This window comes from Phenylobacterium sp. CCH9-H3 (assembly GCF_001557235.1).
Taxonomy (GTDB): domain Bacteria; phylum Pseudomonadota; class Alphaproteobacteria; order Caulobacterales; family Caulobacteraceae; genus Phenylobacterium.
In genome coordinates this window covers 51,879-73,798 of record NZ_LSJI01000022.1, presented here as the reverse complement: position 1 = coordinate 73,798, position 21,920 = coordinate 51,879, and the positions used below count along the sequence as shown (strand labels likewise).

At 69.7% G+C, this 21,920-nt stretch carries 24 protein-coding genes, 1 tRNA gene and 1 riboswitch; of the genes, 16 read left to right on the top strand and 9 right to left on the bottom strand.

Features of this window, described 5'->3' with window-relative positions; all coding sequences use genetic code 11:
- Nucleotides 1–298: 298 nt before the first annotated feature.
- The 3 genes from AX721_RS01545 (at nucleotide 299) to AX721_RS01535 (ending at nucleotide 1,930) form a co-directional block, all read left to right on the top strand.
- A tRNA-Asn gene (locus AX721_RS01545) sits at nucleotides 299–374 on the top strand.
- A 114-nt stretch (nucleotides 375–488) separates the two neighbouring features.
- Nucleotides 489–1,070: a DedA family protein gene (locus AX721_RS01540; RefSeq protein WP_068874164.1), complete on the top strand. Its 582-nt coding sequence runs from the start codon at nucleotides 489–491 to the stop codon at nucleotides 1,068–1,070.
- Nucleotides 1,071–1,102: 32 nt separating this feature from the next.
- Entirely contained in the window at nucleotides 1,103–1,930 is an 828-nt protein-coding gene (locus tag AX721_RS01535) for a hypothetical protein (RefSeq protein WP_068874163.1), read from the top strand.
- Here the strand turns inward: AX721_RS01535 and AX721_RS01530 are convergent, their stop codons facing one another.
- Nucleotides 1,931–2,371 (bottom strand): VOC family protein, encoded by a 441-nt coding sequence (locus AX721_RS01530; protein WP_068874162.1) that lies wholly within the window; start codon nucleotides 2,369–2,371, stop codon nucleotides 1,931–1,933. It lies immediately after the preceding gene.
- A gap of 267 nt (nucleotides 2,372–2,638) precedes the next feature.
- Here AX721_RS01530 and AX721_RS01525 point away from each other — a divergent pair, with 267 nt between their 5' ends.
- From AX721_RS01525 to AX721_RS01505, 5 genes are all read left to right on the top strand, one after another.
- Nucleotides 2,639–3,703, top strand: coding sequence for an efflux RND transporter periplasmic adaptor subunit (locus AX721_RS01525; RefSeq protein WP_068874161.1), 1,065 nt, complete (start codon nucleotides 2,639–2,641; stop codon nucleotides 3,701–3,703).
- Nucleotides 3,704–3,730: 27 nt separating this feature from the next.
- Nucleotides 3,731–6,967: an efflux RND transporter permease subunit gene (locus tag AX721_RS01520; RefSeq protein WP_068874160.1), complete on the top strand. Its 3,237-nt coding sequence runs from the start codon at nucleotides 3,731–3,733 to the stop codon at nucleotides 6,965–6,967.
- Between the two features lie 66 nt (nucleotides 6,968–7,033).
- The gene (locus AX721_RS01515; RefSeq protein ID WP_068874173.1) at nucleotides 7,034–7,507 is read left to right on the top strand and encodes a GNAT family N-acetyltransferase; all 474 of its coding nucleotides are present in this window, start codon (nucleotides 7,034–7,036) and stop codon (nucleotides 7,505–7,507) included.
- Nucleotides 7,508–7,635: 128 nt separating this feature from the next.
- On the top strand, nucleotides 7,636–8,328 hold the full coding sequence (locus AX721_RS01510; protein ID WP_068874159.1) for an alternative oxidase: 693 nt from the start codon (nucleotides 7,636–7,638) through the stop codon (nucleotides 8,326–8,328).
- A complete protein-coding gene (locus AX721_RS01505; RefSeq protein ID WP_068874158.1) occupies nucleotides 8,328–8,756 on the top strand; it encodes a group III truncated hemoglobin in 429 nt (142 codons plus the stop codon). Before AX721_RS01510 ends, AX721_RS01505 begins: the two co-directional genes overlap by 1 nt.
- Here AX721_RS01505 and AX721_RS01500 read toward each other — a convergent pair.
- Nucleotides 8,753–10,582 (bottom strand): ABC transporter ATP-binding protein/permease, encoded by a 1,830-nt coding sequence (locus AX721_RS01500; protein ID WP_068874157.1) that lies wholly within the window; start codon nucleotides 10,580–10,582, stop codon nucleotides 8,753–8,755. The genes AX721_RS01505 and AX721_RS01500 overlap by 4 nt on opposite strands.
- Before the next feature lie 176 nt (nucleotides 10,583–10,758).
- Here AX721_RS01500 and AX721_RS01495 point away from each other — a divergent pair, with 176 nt between their 5' ends.
- Nucleotides 10,759–11,361, top strand: coding sequence for a TIGR00730 family Rossman fold protein (locus AX721_RS01495; RefSeq protein ID WP_068874156.1), 603 nt, complete (start codon nucleotides 10,759–10,761; stop codon nucleotides 11,359–11,361).
- 12 nt (nucleotides 11,362–11,373) lie between these two features.
- Here the strand turns inward: AX721_RS01495 and AX721_RS01490 are convergent, their stop codons facing one another.
- Entirely contained in the window at nucleotides 11,374–12,309 is a 936-nt protein-coding gene (locus AX721_RS01490; protein ID WP_068874155.1) for a LysR substrate-binding domain-containing protein, read from the bottom strand.
- 98 nt (nucleotides 12,310–12,407) lie between these two features.
- On the opposite strand from AX721_RS01490, the gene AX721_RS27190 reads away from it, so the two are divergent.
- A complete protein-coding gene (locus AX721_RS27190) occupies nucleotides 12,408–12,551 on the top strand; it encodes a hypothetical protein (protein ID WP_156466953.1) in 144 nt (47 codons plus the stop codon).
- A gap of 10 nt (nucleotides 12,552–12,561) precedes the next feature.
- Here AX721_RS27190 and AX721_RS01485 read toward each other — a convergent pair whose 3' ends face one another.
- The 4 genes from AX721_RS01485 to AX721_RS01470 form a co-directional block, all read right to left on the bottom strand.
- On the bottom strand, nucleotides 12,562–14,607 hold the full coding sequence (locus tag AX721_RS01485; RefSeq protein WP_082765612.1) for an NAD(+) synthase: 2,046 nt from the start codon (nucleotides 14,605–14,607) through the stop codon (nucleotides 12,562–12,564).
- Nucleotides 14,608–14,673: 66 nt separating this feature from the next.
- Entirely contained in the window at nucleotides 14,674–15,093 is a 420-nt protein-coding gene (locus AX721_RS01480; RefSeq protein ID WP_068874153.1) for a VOC family protein, read from the bottom strand.
- Between the two features lie 127 nt (nucleotides 15,094–15,220).
- On the bottom strand, nucleotides 15,221–15,649 hold the full coding sequence (dksA, locus tag AX721_RS01475) for an RNA polymerase-binding protein DksA (RefSeq protein WP_068874152.1): 429 nt from the start codon (nucleotides 15,647–15,649) through the stop codon (nucleotides 15,221–15,223).
- 93 nt (nucleotides 15,650–15,742) lie between these two features.
- Nucleotides 15,743–16,177, bottom strand: a complete 435-nt coding sequence (locus tag AX721_RS01470; protein WP_068874151.1) for a flagellar assembly protein FliX — start codon at nucleotides 16,175–16,177, stop codon at nucleotides 15,743–15,745.
- 189 nt (nucleotides 16,178–16,366) lie between these two features.
- Here AX721_RS01470 and AX721_RS01465 point away from each other — a divergent pair, with 189 nt between their 5' ends.
- Genes AX721_RS01465 through AX721_RS01455 form a run of 3 tightly spaced genes read left to right on the top strand, consistent with a single transcriptional unit; the run spans nucleotide 16,367 to nucleotide 18,233 of the window.
- Nucleotides 16,367–17,476: a flagellar basal body P-ring protein FlgI gene (locus tag AX721_RS01465; RefSeq protein WP_068874150.1), complete on the top strand. Its 1,110-nt coding sequence runs from the start codon at nucleotides 16,367–16,369 to the stop codon at nucleotides 17,474–17,476.
- Nucleotides 17,476–17,790, top strand: coding sequence for a rod-binding protein (locus AX721_RS01460; RefSeq protein WP_068874149.1), 315 nt, complete (start codon nucleotides 17,476–17,478; stop codon nucleotides 17,788–17,790). The genes AX721_RS01465 and AX721_RS01460 overlap by 1 nt, the downstream gene beginning before the upstream one ends.
- Nucleotides 17,790–18,233, top strand: a complete 444-nt coding sequence (locus AX721_RS01455) for a flagellar basal body protein (RefSeq protein WP_068874148.1) — start codon at nucleotides 17,790–17,792, stop codon at nucleotides 18,231–18,233. Before AX721_RS01460 ends, AX721_RS01455 begins: the two co-directional genes overlap by 1 nt.
- A gap of 30 nt (nucleotides 18,234–18,263) precedes the next feature.
- Here the strand turns inward: AX721_RS01455 and AX721_RS01450 are convergent, their stop codons facing one another.
- Nucleotides 18,264–18,641: a VOC family protein gene (locus AX721_RS01450; protein WP_068874147.1), complete on the bottom strand. Its 378-nt coding sequence runs from the start codon at nucleotides 18,639–18,641 to the stop codon at nucleotides 18,264–18,266.
- Nucleotides 18,642–18,776: 135 nt separating this feature from the next.
- Nucleotides 18,777–18,928: riboswitch (FMN riboswitch) on the top strand.
- An 85-nt stretch (nucleotides 18,929–19,013) separates the two neighbouring features.
- On the opposite strand from AX721_RS01450, the gene AX721_RS01445 reads away from it, so the two are divergent.
- Genes AX721_RS01445 through AX721_RS01435 form a run of 3 tightly spaced genes read left to right on the top strand, consistent with a single transcriptional unit; the run spans nucleotide 19,014 to nucleotide 20,235 of the window.
- Nucleotides 19,014–19,520, top strand: a complete 507-nt coding sequence (locus tag AX721_RS01445) for a 6,7-dimethyl-8-ribityllumazine synthase (protein WP_068874146.1) — start codon at nucleotides 19,014–19,016, stop codon at nucleotides 19,518–19,520.
- A complete protein-coding gene (locus tag AX721_RS01440) occupies nucleotides 19,520–19,948 on the top strand; it encodes a PaaI family thioesterase (protein ID WP_068874145.1) in 429 nt (142 codons plus the stop codon). Before AX721_RS01445 ends, AX721_RS01440 begins: the two co-directional genes overlap by 1 nt.
- Nucleotides 19,945–20,235 (top strand): DUF1330 domain-containing protein, encoded by a 291-nt coding sequence (locus AX721_RS01435; protein WP_068874144.1) that lies wholly within the window; start codon nucleotides 19,945–19,947, stop codon nucleotides 20,233–20,235. Before AX721_RS01440 ends, AX721_RS01435 begins: the two co-directional genes overlap by 4 nt.
- On the opposite strand, the gene AX721_RS01430 is transcribed toward AX721_RS01435, so the two are convergent.
- On the bottom strand, nucleotides 20,232–21,818 hold the full coding sequence (locus AX721_RS01430; RefSeq protein WP_068874143.1) for an ABC-F family ATP-binding cassette domain-containing protein: 1,587 nt from the start codon (nucleotides 21,816–21,818) through the stop codon (nucleotides 20,232–20,234). The genes AX721_RS01435 and AX721_RS01430 overlap by 4 nt on opposite strands.
- Between the last annotated feature and the right edge of the window lie 102 nt (nucleotides 21,819–21,920).

Below are 21,920 nucleotides of genomic sequence, written 5' to 3'. Positions count from 1 at the left end.
GATCCGGCGCGTTCGTCCAGCCCCGCGCGACAATCGAACGCTTGGCCGTGGCGCGACCAAGCTTGGCCTTGGACTTAAGGGAAGGTTCCGGCGGCCGGCGGCGATTAACGCGCCCTTAACCACAGCGGCGGAGTTTGACCTCGTCTTCTTCTGAAGACACCCCACCATCACCGAAACTGATTTCAGCCCGGCGTCCGCGCCGGGCTCTTTTTTCGCGCGGGCGGTTCTGCTGCGACAAGCCGTCTGGCGGCTTGCGCAACCCATCGGGTCGCAGTATACGCCCGCCCTCTCGACGTGATCCCCGATAGCTCAGCTGGTAGAGCAGTCGGCTGTTAACCGACTTGTCGCAGGTTCGAGTCCTGCTCGGGGAGCCACTTCGAAGCCTTCCGGACATCGCGAAGATAATCGTGGCGCGTCGCCCTGCCGCATCTGGCGGCGCTTTCGCGCGTTCCCATATCCGACGCGTCCACCCCTCTCCCCCCGGCGGCATGACCGATCTTGCGCAACATCTCGCCGCCCTGGGCCCGTTCGCCATCGCGCTGGGCGCGGCGGTGGAGGGACAGACGGCGGTGATCGCCGGCGGGGTGATGGCGCGCCAGCAGATCCTCTCGCCGGCGGTGGTGGTGCTGGCCGCGGCGCTGGGCTCGGGGATCGTGGACTACCTGCTGTTCGTCCTGGGTCGCAGCTTCCGGCATACGCGCTGGGTGAAGCGGGCGGCGGCCAAGCCCGCGTTCGACAAGGCCCTGGTGCTGATCGAGCGCTATCCGACCGGCTTCATCCTGAGTTTCCGCTTCATCTACGGCCTGCGCGCCGCGGGGCCGGTGGCGGTCGGGGTGTCCAGCGTCTCGACGCGCAAGTTCGCGATCCTGAACGCCATCGCCGCGGGACTCTGGGCCGGCGTCTTCGTGGCCCTGGGCTATGCGTTCGGGCCGGCGGTCATGGCGCTGCTGCACGGGATGTTCGCCCACGCCGCCCCGATCGCCGCCGCGGTCGCCGCGGTCGTGGCCATTGGCGGCCTCGCCTATTGGCGCTGGCGCATCTGGACGGGCCAGGAGCGCCTGCAGCCCTGACGCGCCGCCGCGTCGATGCTAGCCTCGGGGTCATGCCCCGCCGCATCCTTCTGCAAACCACCATCGAGACCCAGCCGGACAACTGGCACATCGGCCGCTTCGCCCGATTGCGCGACCACCTGGCGAGCCTGCCGGACACCGAGGTCGTGGCCCGCGACCGGGCCGCGCCGCCCGGGCAGACCGATCCGGTGCTGGGCGGCCTGGACCGCTCGGACTTCAGCCAGCTGTGGCTGTTCGCCGTGGACGAAGGCGACGGCCTCAACGCCGAGGAATGCGCCGCCATCGGGCGGTTCCGCAAGGCGGGCCGCGGGCTGATGGTGACGCGCGACCACATGGACCTGGGCGTCTCGGTCTGCACCCTGGGCGGGGTGGGCAAGGCCCACTACTTCCACTCGAAGAACCCCGACCCCGACGACACCCGCAACTGCCGCGACGATCCCTACACCACCAACATCGACTGGCCGAACTACCACTCCGGCGCCAACGGCGATTTCCAGGATGTCGAGGTCCTCGCGCCGGCCCATCCGCTGTTCGAGGGCGTTCGCCGCCTGCCGGCGCATCCGCACGAAGGCGCGGTCGGCGCGCCGGCCGACGATCCCGCCGCCCAGGTCGTGGCGCGGGGTCTGAGCCGGGCCACCGGCCGGCCGTTCAATATCGCCGTCGCGTTCGAGGCGGGTCCGGAGGGCGGCCGGGCGCTGGCGCAGAGCACGTTCCACCACTACTGCGATTACAACCTGGATCCGCGCGACGGCTGCCCCAGCTTCGTGGATGAAGCCCCGGGCGACGGCATGATTCGCGACCCCACCGCCCTGCCCGAGACCCTGCGCTACTTCACGAACCTGGCGCGCTGGCTGGGGTAGCTACCAGGCGCCCACGTTCGGCATCGAGGCCCAGGGCTCGGCCGGCGGCAAGGCCGGGCCCGCCTGGAGCAGCTCGATCGAGATGTTGTCGGGCGAGCGGATGAAGGCCATGCGGCCGTCCCGTGGCGGCCGGTTGATCACCACTCCGCCGTCCTTCAGGCGCTGGCAGGCGGCGTAGATGTCGTCGACGGCATAGGCCAGGTGCCCGAAGTTGCGGCCGCCCTGGTAGGCCTCCGGATCCCAGTTGTAGGTGAGCTCCACCGTCGGGGCCTTGTTCTCGCGGGCCGCCGCCTCGTCGCCCGGGGCGCACAGGAAAACCAGGGTGAACCGCCCGGCCTCGTTCTCCACGCGGGAGACTTCCTTAAGCCCGAGCTTGTCACAGTAGAAGTCCAGCGAAGCGTCGAGGTCGGTCACGCGGACCATGGTGTGCAGGTATCTCACAGTCGATCAGTCCTCAGCTCGGGCCACCACTGGCGCCCCATCGTCGTACGTCGTAAAGCTATATGAAGGGACTCGCGCATCGCGCGACTCCAAGGTGCATTGCAATCTAGGCTCGCTGCGTCAGATTACACCCGCCATCGTTCGTGACCGCAATTTCATTTGCGCTGACATAACGGCGGCATCACAAGCACGGCAGGCCGCGCAAAGTCGGCGATCGTGTGTGACTGGGCGTACCGCGCACGCAGCTGAGACCGGGGATACAGCTTTATGCGTTTGAAGCCACAGTATGTCTTCATCATGGTCCTGGTGGCCGTGGTGGTGCTCTTCTTCGTCGTACGCTCCCTGTTCGGGGGCGGCGCGGAGAAGGCCGAGGCCAAGGCGCCCCCGGCCAACGCCATCCCGAGCGTCCAGGCCAAGCTCACCCCCGAGACGGTTCGCGAACTGGAGGTGGTGATGCGCGGGCGCACGGAAGCGGCCCGCAGCGTCGTCGTCCGCTCCGAGACCGCCGGCGTCGTCGCCGCCACACCCGCCGCTGAAGGCGCGTTCGTGAAACAGGGCCAGGTGCTGTGCCGCCTGTCCGTCGACGCCCGCCAGGCCAGCCTGGACCAGGCGCGTGCGGCGCTGAAATCGCGCCAGCTCCAGCGAAAGGCCGCGGCCGAGCTGGCCGCCAAGGGCTATCGCTCCGAGACGCAGGTGCTGGAGGCCCAGGCCAACCTGGACGCCGCCATGGCCCAGGTCCGGGCCGCCGAGATCGCGCTGCGCCAGGTGGACATCCGCGCGCCCTTCTCCGGCGTGTTCGACAGGCGCGACGCCGAGATCGGCACCTATCTCTCGCCCGGCCAGGCCTGCGGGACGATGATCGAGCTCAACCCGCTGCTGATCGTGGGCGACGCGCCCGAGACCGAGGCCGCCCGGCTGCGGAGCGGCGCGCCCGCCCGCGCGCGGCTGGTGGACGGAACGACGCTGAACGGCCGGGTCCGCTATGTGGCGCGCGACGCCGACCCGCAGACGCGCACCTACCACCTGGAAGTGATCGTGCCGAACCCCGGCAACGCGGTCCGCTCGGGCCTGTCGGCCGACCTGCGAATCGCCGCGGGCGCCGGGGCGGCGCACCTGGTGCCCGTATCCGCCCTGGTGCTGGATGCGGCTGGCCGCCAGGGCGTGCGCTATGTCCTGGCCGACGGCCGCGTGGCCTTCTCCCCCGTCACCGTCCTGGACGAGACGCCGGACGGCATGTGGATCAGCGGGCTGAAGGGCTCGGTCAATGTCATCACCGTCGGCCAGTCGTTCGTGGCGGACGGCCAGAAGGTTCGGGTCGCCCAGGTCCGCTAGGACCTCGGCCGGCCAAGGGGAAAGCTGATGATCGGTCCGCTGATCGACGGAGCCATCAAGCGGCGCAAGGTCGTGCTGGGGGTGACGCTTATCGCCGCCCTGTTCGGCCTGTTCGCATATCTGTCGATGCCGCGGGAATCCGAACCCGATATCGATCTGCCCTACATCTCGGTGGTGGTGCCCTACCCCGGCGTCTCGCCCGAGGACGCCGAGCGGCTGCTGGTCAAGCCGATCGAGCTGGAGCTGCAGACCATCCAGGGCATCAAGTCGATGAACGGGGTGGCCCGCCAGTCGATGGCGGTGGTGACCCTGGAGTTCGAGGCCGACTTCGACAAAGACAAGGCGCTGGAGGACGTCCGCGCCAAGGTCGACCTGGCGCGCGGCAAGTTCCCGCCCGATGCGGAAGAGCCGATCATCCAGGAGGCCAACTTCTCGGGCGAGCCGATCATCGGCATCGTGATCTCGGGCGCGGCGCCCGAGCGCGAGCTGCACCGGGTGGCCCGCAGCCTGAAGGAGCGCCTGGAGGCGACCGAGGGGGTGCTCGAGGTCTTCATGAGCGGCGGCCGCGAGGAGGTGCTCGAGGTCGAGATCGATCCGCTGCGGATGGAGGCCTACAACGTCACCACGGGCGAACTGGCCCAGGTCATCGGGCGCAACAACCAGCTGGTGCCCGCCGGCAGCCTGCGATCGGGCAGCGGCCAGTTCGCGGTCAAGGTGCCGGGCGTGGTCGAGGACCCGCAGGACATCCTGAGCCTTCCGGTCAAGAAGAACGGCGACCGCCTGGTGACGGTGGGCGACATCGGCGAGGTGCGGCGTACCTTCAAGGAAGCCAGCTCGATCAGCCGCTTCAACGGCCATCCCGCCTTCATCCTGGAAGTGTCCAAGCGCGGCGGCGCCAACATCCTCGACACGGTGGAGACCGTGAAGAAGGTCACCGAGACCGAGGCCAAGCGCTGGCCGGCCACGGTCCAGCTCGACTACATCTACGACGAGAGCGAATTCATCGGCCGGACGCTGGTGGTCCTGGAAAGCGGGCTGATGATGGCCAGCCTGCTGGTCATGATGATCATCGTGGCCAGCCTGGGGATCCGCCAGGGGCTGATGGTGGGCGCCTCGATCCCAATCTGCTTCCTGCTGGCCTTCCTGATGATCAACGGCATGGGCGTGACCCTGAACATGATGGTCATGTTCGGCATGGTGCTGGCCGTGGGCATCCTCGTGGACGGCGGTATCGTGGTGGTGGAGTACGCCGACCGCCGCATGGCCGAGGGCCTGCCCAAGGAGGAGGCCTTCGCCGCGGCCGGCAAGCGGATGTTCTGGCCGGTGGCCAACGGCACCCTGACCACGCTCTGCGCCTTCGTGCCGTTCATGTTCTGGAACTCGATCGCCGGGAAGTTCATGAGCTTCCTGCCGCTGACCCTGTTCTTCGTCCTGGGCGCCTCGATCTTCGTGGCCCTCATCTTCACGCCGGCGCTGGGCTCGATCTTCGCCCGCAAGGCGGCGATCGACGAGGAGCACCTGGCCGAGATCGTGAAGTCCGAGCACGGCGATCCGCGCGAGATGAAGGGCTTCATGGGCTGGTACGCCCGCACCCTCACCACCCTGGCCGCGCACCCCAGCCGCTCGCTGCTGGCCGCCCTGCTGGTCGTGGTCGCCATCGGCTTCTGGTACGCCAAGACGCCGCACCGGACCGAGTTCTTCTTCGAGGACGATCCGGAGTTCACCCAGGTCTTCGTCAAGGCCCGCGGCAACCTCTCGCCCGAGGCCCAGGACGCCCTGGTGGCCCAGGCCGAGAGGCGGCTGATCGGGATGAAGGGCGTGGAGTCGTTCTACGTCCGCTCCGGCGGCTTCTCGACCAGCGGCGGGCCGAACTCGGCGCCCAACGACACCATCGGCCGCGTGCGCGTGGACTTCCTCGACTACGAGGACCGGCTGGCCCTGGGCCTGAGGGGCAAGGACATCGAGAACGCCGTCCGCGACCGGGTGAAGGACATCCCCGGGCTGCAGATCGAGGTGCGGGGCCCGCAGAACGGCCCGCCGGTCGGCAAGGACATCCAGGTCCAGCTGCAGAGCCACGATCCGGCCGCCCTGAACCGGGTGGCCGACATGGTGAAGGCCAAGCTGGCCGAGGACCCGCAGCTCATCGAGCTGGAGGACAACCGCACCTCGCCCGGCATCGAATGGAATCTGGCGGTCGACCGTGAGGCGGCCGGCCGCTACGGCGTCGACGTGCTGTCGGTGGGCCAGACCATCCAGTTCCTGACCGGCGGCGTCCTGATGGGCCGCTATCGTCCGGACGACGCCGAGGACGAGCTGGACATCCGCGTCCGCTTCCCGCCCAGCGCCCGCAACGTGGCGGCCCTGGAACAGCTCAAGATCACCACGCCCACCGGCCCGGTGCCCGCCGGCTACTTCATCAAGCGCGTGCCGGCGCAGCAGGTCACCCAGATCATGCGCCGCGACGGCCAGCGCATCGTCATCGTGCAGGCCAACGCCATCGACGGCGTGGCCGCCAACCAGAAGATCGCCCAGCTCAAGCCCTGGCTCGAGAAGGCGCCGATCGATCCGGCGGTCACCTGGAAGTTCGTGGGCGCGGACGAGGAAGGCGCCGAGGCGGCGCAGTTCTTCATGGTCGCCATGGCCGCCTCGCTGTTCATGATGTTCGTGATCCTGCTCTGGCAGTTCAACAGCTTCTACGGGGTGCTGGTGACCCTGTCGGCGGTGATCCTGTCGACGGTCGGCGTGCTGCTGGGGGTGCAGGTGAACCTGGCCCACACCTTCGACTATGTGTCGGTGATCATGATGGGGACCGGCGTCGTCGCCCTGTTCGGCGTGGTGGTGGGCCACAACATCGTGCTGGTGGATACGTTCTATCACCTGCGGCACGCGGGCTATCTGGCGGACGAGGCGGCGATCCGCGCGGCCGCCCAGCGGTTCCGGCCGGTGCTGCTGACCACCCTGGTCACGGTGGTGGGCCTGCTGCCGCTGATGTTCCAGGTGCACCCGAACTTCCATACCGGGCACATCGAGTACAAGGCGCCCGGCTCGGAATGGTGGGTCCAGCTTTCGGCCGCGGTGGTGTGGGGGCTGTCCTTCGCCACCCTGCTGACGCTGGTGCTGACCCCGGTGATGCTGGCCGCGCCGAAGGTCTATTCGCGCCGGTTCGGCTGGATGCGCGAGCGGGTGTTCGGCAAGCCGGCGCCACGCGCACGGGCTGAGCAGCCGCGCGTCGGCAATGACGACGTGCCCCGCGCCGCCGAGTAAGCCGTGGCCGCAGGACTGACGCACCGCATCGCCGACCCTAAGGACGCCGCGGCGCTGGCCGAGGTGATGGAGGCTGCCATCGCCGAGCTCCAGCGCGGCTTCCTGGACCCGGCCCAGATCGAGTCCAGCCGCATGATCATGGGCCTGGACCGCCAGCTCCTGCTGGACGGCACCTATTTCGTGGTCGAGGCGGATGGGCGGATCGCCGGCTGCGGCGGCTGGAGCCGGCGGGCGACCCTCTACGGCGGCGACCATACGCCGGGCCGCGACGCCGCCCTTCTGGATCCCGCCACCGAGGCGGCCCGGGTGCGGGCCATGTACACCCACCCCGACTTCGCCCGCCGGGGCGTCGGCCGGCTGATCCTCGACCTCTGCGAGGCGGCGGCCCGGGCCGAGGGGTTCAGGCGGGTGGAGCTGATGGCCACGCTCTCCGGCCGCGCGCTCTACAGCCAGTGCGGCTATGAGGACATCGAGACCATCGAGGACGCCCGCGGCGGCTCCCCGGTCCCGCTGGTGCGGATGGGCAAGGCGATCGCCTGAGCCTTGCGGCCAAGTCTCCGTAGCGACACGTAGGGGACGGTCCCGAATGGTTGCGGACGGCGCGGTTGGCTATCTCGATCCCAAGAGCGGTCGCCTCCCCCGGCCGCCAGGTTTTCAAGGGATTTCCGATGCCTGCCCCGATCGTGGACCTCACCGTCACCCATCGGCCGAAGGGCGCTTCCGACCGGATCGCGTTCGGCTTCGTCAAGGCGCTGCGGTTCTGCGCCGACACCTTCTTCGCCAAGCGTTATGGCCACCGGGCGGTGGTGCTGGAGACCGTCGCGGCGGTGCCGGGCATGGTCGGCGCGACGCTCAACCACCTGAAGTGCCTGCGCCGGATGTGCGACGACCGCGGCTGGATCAAGACGCTGATGGACGAGGCCGAGAACGAGCGGATGCACCTGATGACCTTCATCGAGGTGGCCAAGCCGACGGCGTTCGAGCGCTTCGTGGTCGTGGCGGCGCAGTGGGTGTTCTACCTGTTCTTCTTCGGCCTCTACCTGATCTCGCCGAAGACGGCGCACCGGGTGGTCGGCTATTTCGAGGAAGAGGCGGTGGTCAGCTACACCCACTATCTCGCCGAGATCGACGAGGGCCGCTCGCCCAACGTCGCCGCGCCCGAGCTGGCCAAGCGGTATTGGGGCCTGCCGGAGGACGCCACCCTCCGCGACGTGGTTGAGGTGGTGCGGGCGGACGAGGCCCACCACCGCGACGTGAACCACGGCTTCGCCAACGAGCTGGCGGGCATCAGCGAGCCGGTGATCATCCCCGCCGCCTGGCCGCACCAGCAGCTCGAGCCCCACTGGCGCGAGGCCGCCTGATGGACGGCAAGCTCCGCATCGGTCCCGGCGTCGCCGCCGGGATCGACGAGGACCTGATCAAGGCCCAGGTGCACACGTTCTACGGACGCGTGCGCCTGGATCCCGTTCTGGGCCCGATCTTCAACGCCGCCATCGACGACTGGGACGAGCACCTGGCCAAGCTCTGCGACTTCTGGTCCTCGGTGCTGCTGATGACGGGGCGGTTCAAGGGCTCGCCCATGGCGGCCCACGCGCGGCGCCCCGATATCCGGAACGAGCATTTCGCCCTGTGGCTGGACCTCTTCGCCCGCACCGCGCGCGAGGTGTGCCCGCCGGAGCCGGCGGAGCTGTTCATCGAGAAGTCGCGGATGATCGGCCACAGCCTGGCCCTGGGCCTGGCGGTCAGCCGCGGCGAGCTGCCGCCGCTGCACGCGCCCCGGCCGGCTTAAGCCTCGCGGGTCTGGCGCCGCCAGAGGGCGGCATACTCGCCCTGGTTGGCGAGGAGCTCGGCGTGGGTCCCGCGCTCCACGATCCGGCCGCGGCGCAGGACCACGATCTGGTCGGCGTCGACGATGGTGGAGAGGCGGTGGGCGATCACCAGGGTGGTGCGCCCGGCCTTCACCTTGCGCAGGGTCTCCTGGATCGCGGCCTCGGTGGGGCCGTCCAGGGCGCTGGTCGCCTCATCCAGGATCAGCAGCCGCGGATTGGCCAGCAGGGCCCGGGCGATGCCGACGCGCTGGCGCTCGCCGCCCGACAGCTTCAGGCCCCGCTCGCCCACCCGCGTCTGCATCCCGCCGGGCAGGCCGTCGATGAAGGGACCGAGCTCGGCCGCGTCGGCGGCGGCCCGCACCTCCTCGGCGCTGGCGTCCGGCCGGGCGAAGGCGATGTTGGCGAAGAGGGTGTCGTTGAACAGGGCCACGTCCTGCGGCACCAGCGCCACGGCGCGGCGCAGCTCGGCCTGGCGGACTTCCCGCATGTCGACGCCGTCGATGGTCACGCGGCCTTCCTGGGGGTCCAGCAACCGCATGGCCAAGCGGACCGCGGTGGTCTTGCCGGCGCCCGACGGGCCCACCAGGGCGACGGTCTGGCCGGGCTGGGCCGAGAAGCTGACGCCCAGCAGGCCGGAAGAGCGGGCGTCGTGCCGGAAGCTGACGTCCTCGAAGGCGATGGCCGCCCCCTGTCCGCTGGCCGGCGGCAGGGGCCGCGCGGCCTGGGCATCGACGATGTCGGGGCGGATCTGCTGCAGGTCGACCATCTGCTCCATGTCGATCAGGCCCTGGCGGATCTCGCGGTACTGGAAGCCCAGCATCCCCAGAGGCGCATAGAGGCCCGACAGCAGCAGGATCGCCATGGTGATATCGCCCACCTGGAGCCGCCCGCCGGTGACCTCGTAGCCGGCCATCACCGTCATCGCCGCCAGACCCACGTTCAGGATCAGGGACTGGGCGGCGTTGAGCAGGTTCAGCGAGCCGTTGGCCCTGGAACTGGCGTCCACGTAGCGGCTCATGGCCTGGCCGTAGCTGTCCACCAGCCGGGTCTCGGCGCCGAAGGCCTTCAGGGTCTCGTAGTTGATCAGGGCGTCGGCCGAGAGGCCCGCGGCGCGGTTCTCCGCCTCGTTGAGGTCGCGCCGGTGCGACAGGCGCCAGTCGGTGATCTTGAACGTCACCACCGCATAGAAGACCAGGGTGGCGAAGGCGGTGATGGCGAAGCGCCAGTCGAGCCGCACCACCATCACGGCGATGGCCAGGATCAGCTCGACGAACGTGGGGCCGAGGCTGAAGATCAGGCTGCGGATCAGGAAGTCGGTCGAGCGCGCCCCGCGGTCGATGACGCGCGACAGGGTCCCGCTCTGCTTGGTCTGGTGGAAGTCCAGCGACAGGGAGAGCGCGTGGCCGAAACTCTCCACCGCCGCGCGGGCCATGGTGGACTGGGAGACGCGGGTGAAGACGGCGTCGCGGGCGAAGGGGGCGCAGGCCGCCACCAGCCGCAGGGCCGCGAAGGCGATGGCCAGGCCGATGAAGCTGGCGCCCAGCACCACCCCGCCCTGCTGGGCCGGCGTCAGGGTGTTGATGGCGTCGCCCAGCATGACGGGCGCGAGGACGCCGCACAGCTTGCCGACGAAGACCAGCACCAGGGCGGCCGCGATCCGCAGGCGCAGCTGCGGCGCGCCGGAACGCATGACCAGCGCGCCCAGATCGGCCATGGACCGCCAGAAGTCGAAGCGCGCCTTCTCCGGCTCGACGGCGCCCGGTCCGCTGAACCGGGAGTGGGCCATGTGGGCGTGGACCAAGCTTCAGGCCCCGGACGCCGGCGCGTCCACAGGACGGGCAAGGATGTAACGCGGGGCCCTCTTCACGACGTGTCCGAAACTCCTTAACCCTGAGCCTAGCTAATTGGGCTTGCGCGCCGTGACGGCAAGCGGCCCCATGAGATTTCCCTGGAGTACTGCGTATGCGGCGTCGGAGCCAACGCCTGGAATCAGCCTGTGTCTTCTGTGGCTCCTCCGACGAGGCGGACGCGGAATTCCTCAATGCGGCCGGAGCTCTGGGCAAGGCCCTGGCCGACGCGGGCATCAAGCTGGTCTACGGCGGCGGCGGCGTCGGCCTGATGGGCGCCGTGGCGCGGGGCGCGCACCACGCCGGCGGCCAGGTGCTGGGGATCATCCCCACCTTCCTGGTGGGCAAGGAACGCGCGCTCGAGATGGTCGAGCACATCATCGTCGACAACATGCATGAGCGGAAAATGCTCATGTTCCAGCGGTCCGACAGCTTCGTGATCCTGCCGGGCGGCATCGGCACCCTGGAGGAGGTGGTCGAGCTGCTGTCGTGGCGGCGCCTGGACCTGCACGCCAAGCCGGTGGTGTTCTACAATCCGCGCGGCTTCTGGGAGCCGCTGTTCAAGCTGTTCCAGCACACGGTGGACGAGAGGCTGACGCCGCCGGACTTCATGAAGGCCTGGGTCTCGGTCGAGACCGTCGACGAGGTGGTGCCCGCCCTGCTGGGCCAGGGGCGCGAGCCCTTTCCGTCCGAAGCCGCGGTCGGCCGCCGGGGATAGGCGCAAGACCCCCTACAGCCCTCGCCTCCGAAGCTGGCGCTGGGCCGCGGGATCGGCCTGGACCTGGTCGAGAAGCCAGGCGCGCAAGGCTGCGATCTTGCGCGCCCTGCGGCGGTCTTCGGCGTAGGCCAGCCAATAGCCGCCCTCGTCGCCGATATAGATCTCGAAGGGCTGGACCAGGCGCCCGGCGGCGATATCGGCCCCGAACATCACGGGCGAGCCGATGGCCGCCGCGCCGTTCGCCACCGCCGTCGCGACTTCCAGCACCTGGGTGTCGGCGGTGATCCGAGGCCCTCCGCCCAGCTCGGGCGCGCCGCGGACCACCCCGGCATTGGCGTACCAGGCGGCCCACTCCGCCTGGGATCCCACACACTCCACCTTCAGCAGGTCCTCCGGGCGTGGATCGGGCCCGAGGGCCTCCATCACCTTCGGCGTCGCGAGCACGGTCTGGGCGGAGGGGAACAGGAACAGCGACTCCAGACCGGGCCACTGCCCATTCCGGCCGCCGCGGATGCCGACGTCGAACGTCTCCCGCGTCAGGTCGACCAGCCGCTGCGAGGAATCCAGGCGCACGGCGATCTCCGGATGGGCCACCTGGAAGGCGCCCAGCCGCGGGGCCAGCCACTGGGTGGCGAAGGTGTTGAGGACGGTGATCGAGAGCACGCCCGCGCCGCTCTCCGCGATGTCGCCGACGGCGCTGCGCAAGGCGCTCATGGCCTCGGCGGCCCCGCGGGCCAGACGCTCGCCCGCCGGCGTCAGGGCCACCTCGCGCGGCAGGCGGCGGAACAGGGGCTGATCCAGCCGCGTCTCCAGCGCCTTCACCTGCCAGCTCACCGCCGCCTGGGTCATGCCCAGCTCCTCCGCGGCGCGCGTGAAGCTGCCGAGCCGGGCGGCGGCCTCGAACACGCGGATGGCGCTGAGCGGCAGGGTGGCGAGCGGGTCTGGCATAAGTATGCCTTATGGATACAGCAGTAGAACCGCTTTGAACAGAAGCCCGCAGACGATCATCTTCTCCTTCGAAGACAACCCCTCGACGGGAGATGGTCATGGAAGAACTGCACCGCATCCATAAGGACGTTCCGTTCGGCTATTGGGTCGACGGCGTGGTCCCGCTGTACCGCCGGCTGGTTCGCTACTGGTCCGAACGCCGGACCGGCCGCGGCGGCGCCTGGCAGCCGAGCGTCCGCTGACGCCCGCCTTCTACGGAACCCCCGCTTCCAACTCGTCCAGCCAGACGCGGGCGTTGCCGTCGCTGGGGGCGCGCCAGTCGCCGCGGGGGCTGAGCGCGCCGCCCGAGATCACCTTGGGTCCGTTGGGCATGGCCGAGCGCTTGAACTGGCTGATCTCGAAGAAGCGGAACAGGAACACGCCCAGCCACCGCTTGATGGTCGCCAGGTCGTAGGCGTTGCGCGCCTCCTGGGGGAAGTTCTCGGGCCAGTCTCCCCGCGCCACGTCGCGCCAGGCGTGCCAGGCCAGGAAGGCCACCTTCGACGGACGCAGGCCGAAGCGGGTGATGTAGAACAGGTTGAAGTCCTGCAGCTCGTAGGGACCGACCTTGGCCTGGGTGCTCTGGATCGCGCCGCTCGCGTCGGCAGGCACCAGCTCCGGCGAGATCTCAGTCCCCAGGATCGACAGCAGGGTCGCCGACGGCCCCTCGTCGAACTGCCGGGTCTTCACCACCCAACGGATCATGTGCTGGATCAGGGTCTTCGCCAGCGAGCCGTTGACGTTGTAGTGGCTCATCTGGTCGCCGACGCCGTAGGTGCACCACCCCAGCGCCAGCTCCGACAGGTCGCCGGTGCCCAGGACGAAGCCGTTCCGCTGATTGGCCAGGCGGAACAGGTAGTCGGTGCGCAGGCCCGCCTGCACGTTCTCGAAGGTGATGTCGTAGACCGGCTCGCCGCCGGCGAACGGATGGCCCATCTCCTCCAGCATCAGGCGCGCGGTCGGCCGGATGTCGATCTCCTCGCCGGTCACCCCCAGGCCTTTCATCAGCGCCCAGGCGTTCGACTTGGTCCCCTCGCTGGTGGCGAAGCCCGGCAGGGTGAAGCCCAGGATGTTCTCGCGCGGCAGCCCGACCGCATCGAACGCCTTGGCGGCGACGATCAGGGCGTGGGTGGAATCGAGGCCGCCTGAGACGCCGATGACGATGTGCTGGGACTTCGTGGCCTGGATGCGCTTAGCCAGCCCCTGGACCTGGATGTTGAAGGCCTCATAGCAGTCCTTGTCCAGGCGCGCGGGATCGTCGGGCACGAACGGGAAGCGGTCCAGCGGCCGGATCAGGCCCACGTCGTCGAAGTGCGGCTGGTGCGCGAAGCGGATGCGCCGGAAGCGGGTCTCGGGATGGCCGGCGGCGACGGCGCCGTCATTGAAGGTGGGCGTGCGCATCCGCTCCAGGCGCAGGCGCTCCACATCGATGTCGGCCACCGCCATCTGCGAGGCGGCCGGGAAACGATCGGTCTGGGCCAAGCGTCGGCCCAGTTCGTGGATCGAGGCCTGGCCGTCCCAGGCGAGGTCGGTGGTGCTCTCGCCCGGCCCCGCGGCCGAATAGAGATAGGCGGCCTGGCAGCGCATGGACTGGCTGGCGCAGAGGATCTCGCGATCGTCGGCCTTGCCCACCACGATGTTCGAGGCCGACAGGTTGCAGAGGATCAGGGCGCCCGCCATCGCCCCAGCGGTCGAGGGCGGCTGCGGCGCCCAGAAGTCCTCGCAGATCTCCAGGTGGAAGACGAAGTCCGCCAGGTCCTCGGCCTCGAAGATCAGGTCCGTGCCGAAGGGGACGTTCTGGCCCGCCAGGCGGATCTCCAGCCCCGCGAGACCCGCGCCCGGTGCAAACCAGCGTTTCTCGTAATATTCCCGATAGTTGGGCAGGAAACTTTTCGGCGTCACGCCCAGGATCCGGCCGCGTGAGATGGCGATGGCGCAGTTGTAGAGCCGGCCGTTCGCCACCGCCGGCGCACCGACGATCAGCACCGGCTTCAGCGTCTTGCTCGCCTCGCACAGGGCGGCGATCTCCGCCTCAACCCGCTTCAGCAGGGCGTCCTGCAGGAACAGGTCGTCGATCGCGTAGGCCGACAGCCCAAGCTCCGGAAACAGCATCAGGTCGCAGCTCTCGACGTCGCCCTGGCGCGCCATGCGCAGGGTCTCGGCCGCGTTGAAGCCGGGATCCCCCGGCAGCACGGCGGGCGTGCACACGGCCGCGCGGACAAAGCCGTGCGCGTGGATCGAGTGGAACGCCTGCGTCACCGACAGCTCCCGTCCGGACTAATGCTCATTTTGAGCATATATAGGATCGAAGGTCTGAGCAAAACCTCAACCGCCGGCTTTGGCCTGGGCGGTCCGCTCCCCGTACTTCATCCCTTCCAGCTTCAGCCCGTCGGGGTCGAGGAAAAAGACGGCGTAGTAGTCCTCGTAATACTCGCCCGCCGGGTCGACGATGGTGGCGCCCAGGCTCTTCACGAACGCCTCCAGCTCATCCACCTCGGCGCGGCTTTGCAGCTCGAACGCATAGTGGTGGAAGCCCACGTCGCCGGTGTGGTGACGGTGACGACGCCCCTCCTCCGCCTGGCCGATCCAGAAGCGGGTCGAGCCGTTGGTCCAGCCCATGGCGTCCTCGAACGCGTCGAGCACCTCGAACCCCAGGAAGGCGAACAGTTTTTCGTAGAAGGCCTTCGAGGCGGCGAAGTCGCTCACCCGGATGGCCAGATGGTCGATACCCAGAACCTTCACCATTGCGCATCTCCCGCCAGTTCGCGGGGCCATAACGCATGGATCTGCGGCCGGTGGCCGCTGCATCTCGACGGATGCGCCGCGCCGCCGTCAATCCGGCGACCCGCTACGGCTCAGCGGCAGCCGGCGATCAGTCGTCGCGGTGGACGCGCTCGCGGCGCTCATGCCGCTCCTGGGCTTCGAGGCTCAGGGTCGCGATCGGCCGCGCGTCGAGGCGGGCCAGCCCGATGGGCTCCCCGGTCTCTTCGCAATAGCCGTACGAATTGTCCTCGATCCGGCGCAGGGCCTCGTCGATCTTGGAGATGAGCTTACGCTGACGGTCCCGCGTGCGAAGCTCAAGAGCGCGATCGGTCTCCGAGGACGCCCGGTCCGCAAGGTCCGGGTGGTTCTCAGTTTCCTTTTGGAGATGGGACAGCGTCTCGCGAGATTCGCGGAGGATGTCTTCTTTCCACGCCAGAAGCTTCTGCTTGAAATACTCAAGCTGACGCTCGTTCATGAACTCCTCGTCCTCGGAAGGACGGTAGTCAGGACTCTCAGCCAAAACCGTGGCTGTTTTCATGAAAACCTCACGCCCCCTGGTACCCCTGAGACACGCGCCGGCTGTATAGCAAAACGACCGATGGTTTCAACGCCGCCGAAGCGCCGCGGACTCTTATCCACCGCCACGTGCCGCCTCCAGCTTCGCCAACTCTACCGCCGCACGGGTTTCTATCTCGTCAAGAACCGCCTCCAGCTGCGGATCCTCCGTCGCCGAGCGCTGCTCGCGTACGGCGCGGGCCAGGCTGTCGAGCTGGCTCTGCGACAATTCCCCGCCCAGAAGCGCCACCTTGATGCCGTCAAGTTGATCGAGGAGCCGGCTGGCGCGCCGGACGGAGCGGCGCTTGCGCTCGGTCGGCGATTCCACGTCCTGCAGGGCCAGGAGCGCCTCCACGCCCATGACGCTGGAGACCCCGGAGGCGCCGGAGACCTGGGTCGGCGCCGCGGGCGCGGACACGCCCGACAATTGGAAGCCCGCGCCGCCGCCCGCCCGCGCGGCGGGCTTGGCGCCCGACGCCTGCGACAGACCGCCTGTTCCGGTGACTTTCATGGGATGGACGCCAGTCCTCTACTCTCAGTGGGCACCATCGGCGCGCAAGCTTGAAGCATGGTTAACGGGCGGCTTTTTCTGCCTAGTCGAAACTGCCCACCCGCCGCTCGATCTTCTGATTTCATTACGCTTTCCGGTTGGCACGGTTCTGGCGTTGGGGTTCGCGAACATTTGCGCCCGAAGGTCGACATGCGTCCGGTCCGACTCCTCTCCGTCCTCATTCTCGCCGCCGCAGCCTTCGCGGCCCAGCCGGCGCTCGCCAAGTCCCGCATCAAGGACATCGTCGAGTTCGAGGGCGTACGCGAGAACCAGCTCGTCGGCTACGGCATCGTCGTCGGGCTGAACGGGACAGGCGATGCGCTCCGCAACGCGCCGTTCACGCGCCAGAGCCTCGAGGCGATGCTCGAACGCCTGGGGGTCAACGTCCGCGACGCCAACCTGAACACCAAGAACGTGGCCGCGGTCATGGTGACCGCGAAGCTGCCGCCCTTCGCGGCCCCAGGCGCCCAGATCGACGCCGCGGTCTCGGCGCTGGGCGACGCCAAGAGCCTGCTGGGGGGCACGCTGCTGGTGACGCCGCTGATGGGCGCCGATGGCCAGGCCTACGCCGTCGCCCAGGGCACGGTGCAGACCGGTTCGGTCAGCGCGGGCGGCGCCTCGGGCTCGACGGTGCTGAAGGGCGTTCCCACCGCCGGCCGCATCGCCGGGGGCGCGAGCGTCGAGCGCGAGATCGGCTTCCGGCTGGCCAACATGGGCCAGATGCGGATGACGCTCCGCAATCCCGACTTCACCACCGCCCGGCGCATCGCCGACGTGATCAACCTCGCCTACGCAGGCTCCGCGGTGGCCGAGAACCCGACCATCGTCTCGATCCGCCCGCCGGCGGGCCAGGACATGGTGAGCTTCATGGCCCAGGTCGAGAACCTGACCGTCGAGCCGGACAACGGCGCCAAGGTGGTGATCGACGAGGTGGCCGGCGTGATCGTCATGGGCGACGCCGTGCGGGTCTCCACGGTCGCGATCCAGCAGGGCAACCTGACCATCACGGTGCGCGAACAGCCGGCGGTCAGCCAGCCGGGCGCTTTCTCCCGCGGCGGCGAGACCACGGTGGTGCCGCAGTCGGACATCAGCGTCTCGGAGGAGACCGGCCGGCAGTTCCTGACCGTGCGGTCGGGCGCGTCGCTGGCCAACCTGGTGGCCGGCCTGAACGCCCTGGGCGTCACGCCGCGCGACATGATCTCCATCCTGCAGACCATCAAGGCCGCGGGCGCCCTGCAGGCCGAAATCGAGGTGATGTGATGGCCGGTCCGATCTCGCCGCCGACGATCTCGCCCAACCTGCTGACGCCCACCGTCCAGGCCACCACCGCCGATCTCGCCACGTCGAAGGCGCGGGACGCCGGCCAGAAGTTCGAGGCCCAGTTCCTGTCGACCATGTTCCAGCACATGTTCCAGGGCCTGGAGACGGACGGGCCCTTCGGCGGCGGCGCGGGCGAGGAGATGTTCCGCTCGCTGATGACCGAGGCCATGGGCAAGCAGGTCGCCAAGTCCGGCGGCATCGGCCTGGCCGACACCGTCCAGCGTGAAATCCTGAAGTTGCAGGGGCTCCAGTAATGGCCATCGCCGCGACAGACGCCGCCGACCGCGTCGACCAGCTGATCATCCTGACCGAGCGCCTGACCGAGCTGATCGCCCAGCAGGCCCTGGCGTTCGAGCAACGCCGGCCGCAGGACGCCGCGGTGCTGATGGAGGAGACCTCGCGCCTCGCCAACCTCTACCGGCACGAGAGCACCCGCGTCCGCGCCGACCGCCGCCTGGTGGACGCCGCCCCGCTGGAGGCCCGCACGCGCCTGATCCGCGCGACCGAGGCCTTCGACGCCGTGCTGGCGCGCCAGGGTCGCGCCATCGAGGCGGCGCGTACGGTCACCGAGGGCCTGGTCAGGTGCATTGCCGAGGAGGTCGCCAGCCAGCGCAGCCAGGCCAGCGTCTATGGCGCCGGCGGCGTCCAGGCGGGCGGGGCGTCGGCCACGGCGATCACGCTCAACAAGCGCGCCTAGCGCCCCAGGACCGCGGCCGACGCGCCGCGGTCAGTGAATGGCGCCGGCGACGATCTCCAGCTTGTTGCCGTCGGGATCCAGGATCACGCAGCCGTAGTAGCCGGGCGCGACGTCGGGATGCGGGCCGGCGGCGCGGATCGCCGTCGCGCCGTGCGCCAACGCCTGCCGATAGGCCTCGTCGACCGCCACGCGGCTGTCGGCCGTGAAGGCCAGGTGGGCGCCCAGGCCCGCCACCTGCTCGCCGCTGACCGGGTAGAGATAGAACAACCCCGCCTGCCCGCCCGGACCATAGGCCAGCTCCCTGGCGCTCGCGGACGACACCGCAGCCCCCAGCGGCGCGAAGAAGGCGTCGTAGAACTCGCGCGCCGCCGCGAGATCGCGCACGCCGAGGGACAGGTGGTCGAACATGGGAAGCCTCCTCCAGATCGAGGCTTAGCTGTGGACGGGATCGGGACGGCACAACCCCCAAGAGTTCATTTCAAACACTTGTTTCGCGCGGCGGAAGGCGCCTATGCTGGTCGGGCCGTCGGATGTGCCGGCGGTCTACGTTCTCAGGGCGGGGTGAAACTCCCCACCGGCGGTAATGCCCCTTCGGGGGACGAGCCCGCGGGCGCTTTCCGGCTTCGGCTGGAAGGGACGAGCAGACCCGGTGCGATCCCGGGGCCGACGGTCATAGTCCGGTTATGAGAACGGTCGTGTCGCGAGGGGCGGACTCCGTCCCCCGTGTGCGCGGCCTGCCCCCTGAGTCGTGGTCCTTTGAACCCGGTCAGGGAGAAGACCATGACCCAAGCTGCCTCCAAGCCCACGCTGGAGTTCCCCACCGCCAACGGCGCCTTCCGCGCCGGCCGCATCGCCTTCGTCCACGCGCTCTGGCACGCGGACATCGTGCGCCAGGCCCATGTGGGTTTCGTCGAGGAGTTCGAACGCCTGGGCTTCCCGCCCGAGACCGTCGAGCGCTTCGAGACGCCCGGAGCCTTCGAGATCCCGTTGCACGCCCAGACGCTGGCCCGCACCGGCCGCTACGCCGCCATCGTCGGCGCGGCATTCGTGGTGGATGGCGGGATCTACCGCCACGACTTCGTGGCCACGACCGTGGTCCAGGCGCTGATGCGCGTGCAGCTCGACACGGAGACGCCGGTGTTTTCGGTCGTGCTGACGCCCCACCACTACCAGGAGACCGAGGTCCACAACGCCTTCTTCCACGACCACTTCCGTCTCAAGGGCGCCGAGGCCGCCCGGGCCTGCCAAGGCACGCTCGAGAGCCTGGCGCGACTGGCGGCCGCGTGATGGAGGGCTCAATCGACATCCCGGCCGGCTTCGAACGCCACGACCGCAGCGCGCCCGCCACCCGCCCTTGGGAACCGATCTGGCGGCGGCATTCGGGCGATACGGTCATCCTCGGCCTGCGGGTGCGGGACGACCACTGCAACAGCCGCGGCTTCGTCCACGGCGGCCTGATCTCGTCGATCGCCGACGCGGCGATGGGGCTCTCGTGCGCGCGCAGGTTGGGCGACCTGGCCAGCCTGGTGACGGTGAACCTCACCGTCGACTTCCTGGGCTCGGCGCTCGTGGGCCAGTGGCTGGAGTTCGACACGGTGTTCGTGAACCCGGGGCGCACGCTGTGCTTCACCCAGGCCTTCGTCACCGCCGACGGCCAGCCCTGCGCGCGCGCCAACGCGGTCTTCCGCGTGGTTCGAAAGCAGGTGGCGGCATGACGGCGTACGTCGTGGCGCGCGTGGCCATCCATGACCGCGAGCCCTACGACCGCTATGCTGCGGGCTTCATGCCCGTGCTGCGGCGGTACGGCGGGCGGCTGCTGGTCTCGGACGAGCAGCCCGAGGCGATGGAGGGCGACTGGGACGGGCGCAAGCTGGTCGTCCTGGCGTTCGACGACGCCGCCGCCGCCCGCACCTGGGCGGCCTCGCCCGAGTACCAGAGGATCGCCGAAGACCGCATCGCCGGCTCGGACGCGATCGTCGTGCTCAGCGAGGGGATCGGCTAGCCCAGCGCGATCTCCCGCTGCACCCCCACGGCCTCGAGGAACTCGCGGTCGTGGCTGACAAGCAGCAAGGCGCCGTCGTAGCCCGCAAGCGCGGCTTCGACGGCGCCGATGGAGTCCAGGTCCAGGTGGTTGGTGGGCTCGTCCAGGATCAGAAGCTGGGGTGGCCGGTCGCCGAGCAGCACGCAGGCCAGCGCGGCACGCAGGCGCTCGCCGCCGCTCAAGGACGCCACCGGCTTGTCGGCGGCGGTGTTGCGGAACAGGAACCGCGCGAGCGCGGCGCGGGCGGCGTTGTCGCCGGAAGCCGGGTTCAGCCTGCGGAAGGCGGCGACCAGGGTGGCGTCGTCGCCGAGCAGCGCGGCCTGCTGGTCCAGGAAGGCCGCCCCGACGCCTCGGACGACCGTGCCGGCGGCGGGCTGAAGCTCGCCGGCGGCCAGCCGGATGAGCGTGGTCTTGCCCGACCCGTTGGGGCCCGAGACGGCCACGCGTTCGGGACCGGCGATCCGCAGCGACCGCTCGGTCAACAGAGGCGGCTGGCCCGGATAGCCGAAACCGACGCCGTCCAGCGCCAGGACCATCTTGCCCGCGGCGAGGCCCGAGGGCGGAAGCTCGAAGGCCAGGCGGCGCACCCGTTCCACCCTGGCCTCGGCGGCGGCCTGGGCCTCGGCCACGGCTGACGTCAGCCGGTCCGCCACGTGGCGCTCGCGGGCGCCGGTCGCCTCAGCGCGCTGCTGCCGGGCGTCGAGGAGGATCTTGGGCGCATCGCCCTTGGCCCGGGCGCGCTTGCCGGCCGCGTCCTTGCGCTGCCGTCGCTCCGCCGTCAGCTGGACCTCGCGCGCCACGCGGGCGGCCGCCTTCTGGGCGTTGGCGAGCTCCCGGGCGGCGGCGGCTTCCGCCTCGGCCTTGCGCGCGGCATAGAGGTCGTATCCGCCGCCATAGACCTGGGCGCCCAGGGTCGTCAGCTCGACGATCCGGTCCATCCGGCGCAGCAGCGCCCGATCATGGCTGACCACGATGGCGCCGCCGCGCCACCGCCCGAGGACATCCGCCACGAGGGTGCGGGCCTCGGCATCGAGGTTGTTGGTCGGCTCGTCCAGGATCAGCAGATCGGGCTCGGCGGCGATCAGGCCGGCAAGCATGGCGCGGGTCACCTGGCCGCCGCTCAGCGACGCCGCCGGGCGCGCCGAATCGAGGCCGCTGAGGCCCACGTCAGCCAGAGCCGCATCAAGCCGGGTCTCCAGCGTCCAGTCCGCCTCGGCGAGATCGTCGGCGGAGCCCTCCCCCGCCGCGATGCGGCGCAGGCGCGCCAGGGCCGGGCTGAAGCCCATGATGTCCGCGACGCTGGCGTCGGGCGGCGGCTTGAGCATCTGGCGCAGGCAGCCCAGGCGTCCGCGCACGGCGACGGCGCCGGACCTGGCCGACAGTTCGCCGGAGATGATCCGCAGCAGCGTCGACTTGCCCACGCCATTGCGGCCGACGAGGCCTGAGCGTTCGGCTCCGAAGCTGAGGGTCAGGTTGTCGAAGAGAGGGCGGCCGTCAGGCGTGGCGGCGCTGAGGGCGTCCAGCGTGACGAAGGGCGAAGACATGGGCGATCTCGGCGGCGTGGACACAACGGGCGGTCGGGTTGTCCAGCGTCAGCCGCATCGGCCTGCTCCTTCATTGGCGGAGCGCGTTATCTAGGCGGGCCT

Bases quoted from the DNA above. Each gene is read 5' to 3' on its own strand.
- AX721_RS01540 (WP_068874164.1), top strand. From the start codon at position 489: ATGACCGATCTTGCGCAACATCTCGCCGCCCTGGGCCCGTTCGCCATC.
- AX721_RS01535 (WP_068874163.1), top strand. From the start codon at position 1,103: ATGCCCCGCCGCATCCTTCTGCAAACCACCATCGAGACCCAGCCGGAC.
- AX721_RS01525 (WP_068874161.1), top strand. From the start codon at position 2,639: ATGCGTTTGAAGCCACAGTATGTCTTCATCATGGTCCTGGTGGCCGTG.
- AX721_RS01520 (WP_068874160.1), top strand. From the start codon at position 3,731: ATGATCGGTCCGCTGATCGACGGAGCCATCAAGCGGCGCAAGGTCGTG.
- AX721_RS01515 (WP_068874173.1), top strand. From the start codon at position 7,034: ATGGAGGCTGCCATCGCCGAGCTCCAGCGCGGCTTCCTGGACCCGGCC.
- AX721_RS01510 (WP_068874159.1), top strand. From the start codon at position 7,636: ATGCCTGCCCCGATCGTGGACCTCACCGTCACCCATCGGCCGAAGGGC.
- AX721_RS01505 (WP_068874158.1), top strand. From the start codon at position 8,328: ATGGACGGCAAGCTCCGCATCGGTCCCGGCGTCGCCGCCGGGATCGAC.
- AX721_RS01500 (WP_068874157.1), bottom strand. From the start codon at position 10,582: ATGGCCCACTCCCGGTTCAGCGGACCGGGCGCCGTCGAGCCGGAGAAG.
- AX721_RS01495 (WP_068874156.1), top strand. From the start codon at position 10,759: ATGCGGCGTCGGAGCCAACGCCTGGAATCAGCCTGTGTCTTCTGTGGC.
- AX721_RS01490 (WP_068874155.1), bottom strand. From the start codon at position 12,309: ATGCCAGACCCGCTCGCCACCCTGCCGCTCAGCGCCATCCGCGTGTTC.
- AX721_RS27190 (WP_156466953.1), top strand. From the start codon at position 12,408: ATGGAAGAACTGCACCGCATCCATAAGGACGTTCCGTTCGGCTATTGG.
- AX721_RS01480 (WP_068874153.1), bottom strand. From the start codon at position 15,093: ATGGTGAAGGTTCTGGGTATCGACCATCTGGCCATCCGGGTGAGCGAC.
- dksA (WP_068874152.1), bottom strand. From the start codon at position 15,649: ATGAAAACAGCCACGGTTTTGGCTGAGAGTCCTGACTACCGTCCTTCC.
- AX721_RS01470 (WP_068874151.1), bottom strand. From the start codon at position 16,177: ATGAAAGTCACCGGAACAGGCGGTCTGTCGCAGGCGTCGGGCGCCAAG.
- AX721_RS01465 (WP_068874150.1), top strand. From the start codon at position 16,367: ATGCGTCCGGTCCGACTCCTCTCCGTCCTCATTCTCGCCGCCGCAGCC.
- AX721_RS01460 (WP_068874149.1), top strand. From the start codon at position 17,476: ATGGCCGGTCCGATCTCGCCGCCGACGATCTCGCCCAACCTGCTGACG.
- AX721_RS01455 (WP_068874148.1), top strand. From the start codon at position 17,790: ATGGCCATCGCCGCGACAGACGCCGCCGACCGCGTCGACCAGCTGATC.
- AX721_RS01450 (WP_068874147.1), bottom strand. From the start codon at position 18,641: ATGTTCGACCACCTGTCCCTCGGCGTGCGCGATCTCGCGGCGGCGCGC.
- AX721_RS01445 (WP_068874146.1), top strand. From the start codon at position 19,014: ATGACCCAAGCTGCCTCCAAGCCCACGCTGGAGTTCCCCACCGCCAAC.
- AX721_RS01440 (WP_068874145.1), top strand. From the start codon at position 19,520: ATGGAGGGCTCAATCGACATCCCGGCCGGCTTCGAACGCCACGACCGC.
- AX721_RS01435 (WP_068874144.1), top strand. From the start codon at position 19,945: ATGACGGCGTACGTCGTGGCGCGCGTGGCCATCCATGACCGCGAGCCC.
- AX721_RS01430 (WP_068874143.1), bottom strand. From the start codon at position 21,818: ATGTCTTCGCCCTTCGTCACGCTGGACGCCCTCAGCGCCGCCACGCCT.